The 1,477-nt window shown below is 67.2% G+C and carries 1 pseudogene and 1 other annotated feature; the pseudogene reads left to right on the forward strand.

What is annotated here, in order from left to right:
- Positions 1–162: 162 nt before the first annotated feature.
- A pseudogene (locus Q1B08_RS21385) lies at positions 163–1,392 on the forward strand (IS3 family transposase).
- Positions 444–560 (forward strand) — a sequence feature (AL1L pseudoknot). (Overlaps the previous pseudogene by 117 nt.)
- Positions 1,393–1,477 lie beyond the last annotated feature (85 nt).

Consider the following 1,477-nt stretch of genomic DNA (forward strand, 5'->3'; position numbering starts at 1 on the left):
ACGGCCCCAGTCAACTGTTCAGGATGGCGAGCGAGAACGCGGATGGCTCCCACGCCGGCAATCGGGCTCGATCACCCTGGAGGCTCTCGGGATGCCGTCCGCATCACCGGCATAGACGATCCGAAGAAGACAGGAGGCTCCTGACTGTGAGAGGACGGAGCCATGGGGAAGACATCAGCAAGATATGCGCCTGAGGTGCGCGAGCGAGCGGTTCGGATGGTTGGCGACCATGCGGCCGATCATGGGAGCCAGTGGGCGGCGATCCAGTCGATTGCGTCGAAGATCGGCTGCACGGCGGAGACGCTGAGAAGGTGGGTTCGCGAGGCTGAGCGCGCCTTTGTGCCTGGGGCCGAAGCGCGAGCCGAGGAGGCGGCGCGGGTGAAGGCGCTGGAGTGCGAGGTTCGCGAGTTGCGCCAGGCCAACGAGATCCTGCGCAAGGCGAGCGCGTATTTTGCCCAGGCGGAGCTCGACCGCCCGTTGAAGCGATGATCGCGTTCATCGACGACCATCGTGCGTCCTACGGGGTCGAGCCGATCTGCCGGCAGCTGCCGATCGCCCCGTCGACGTATCACGCGCACCGGGCGCGGCGGGACGATCCTTCTCGACGGTCCGACCGAGCCAAGCGGGACGCCGAGTTGCGGGTCGAGATCGGCCGCGTTCATGCGGAGAACTTCGGCGTCTACGGGGTTCGAAAGGTCTGGCGGCAGCTCAGGCGTGAGGGTTTCGACGTCGCGCGCTGCACGGTGGAGCGGCTGATGCACGCCATGGGCCTGCGCGGGGTCGTCCGCGGCAAGAAGGTGCGCACGACCGTTCCCGATCCGGCACAGCCATGTCCGCGCGACAAGGTGAACCGCCAGTTCCAGGCGCCTGCGCCCAACCGGCTCTGGGTGAGCGACTTCACCTACGTGGCGACTTGGCGGGGCTTCGTCTACGTCGCGTTCGTCATCGACACCTACGCGCGCCGGATCGTCGGCTGGCGCGTCAGCGGCAGCGCGACCGCGGGCTTCGTCCTCGACGCCCTTGGAGCAGGCAATCCACGATCGCCGGCCGGCGAAGAACGCCGGGCTCGTGGCGCATTCCGACCGCGGCTCGCAGTATCTTGCGATCCGCTACACCGAGCGCCTGGCCGAGGCTGGGATCGAGCCGTCGGTCGGATCGGTCGGCGACAGCTGCGACAACGCGTTGGCCGAAACCGTAATCGGCCTATTCAAGACCGAAGTCATCCGCCCACGCGGGCCGTGGCGCTCGCTCGAGTCCGTCGAGTTCGCGACCCTCGAATGGGTCGACTGGTTCAACACCCGTCGCCTGCTGGAACCGATCGGACACGTCCCGCCGGCAGAGGCGGAGACCGCCTACTACGCGCGGATCGACATGCAGCCACGAGCCGCGTAACCCAAACCAACCAGCCTCCTGTCTTCTTCGGATCGTCTATGCCGGTGATGCGGACGGCATCCCGAGAGCCTCCGGGGTGATCGAG

The organism is uncultured Jannaschia sp. (assembly GCF_947494025.1).
Lineage (GTDB): Bacteria > Pseudomonadota > Alphaproteobacteria > Rhodobacterales > Rhodobacteraceae > Jannaschia.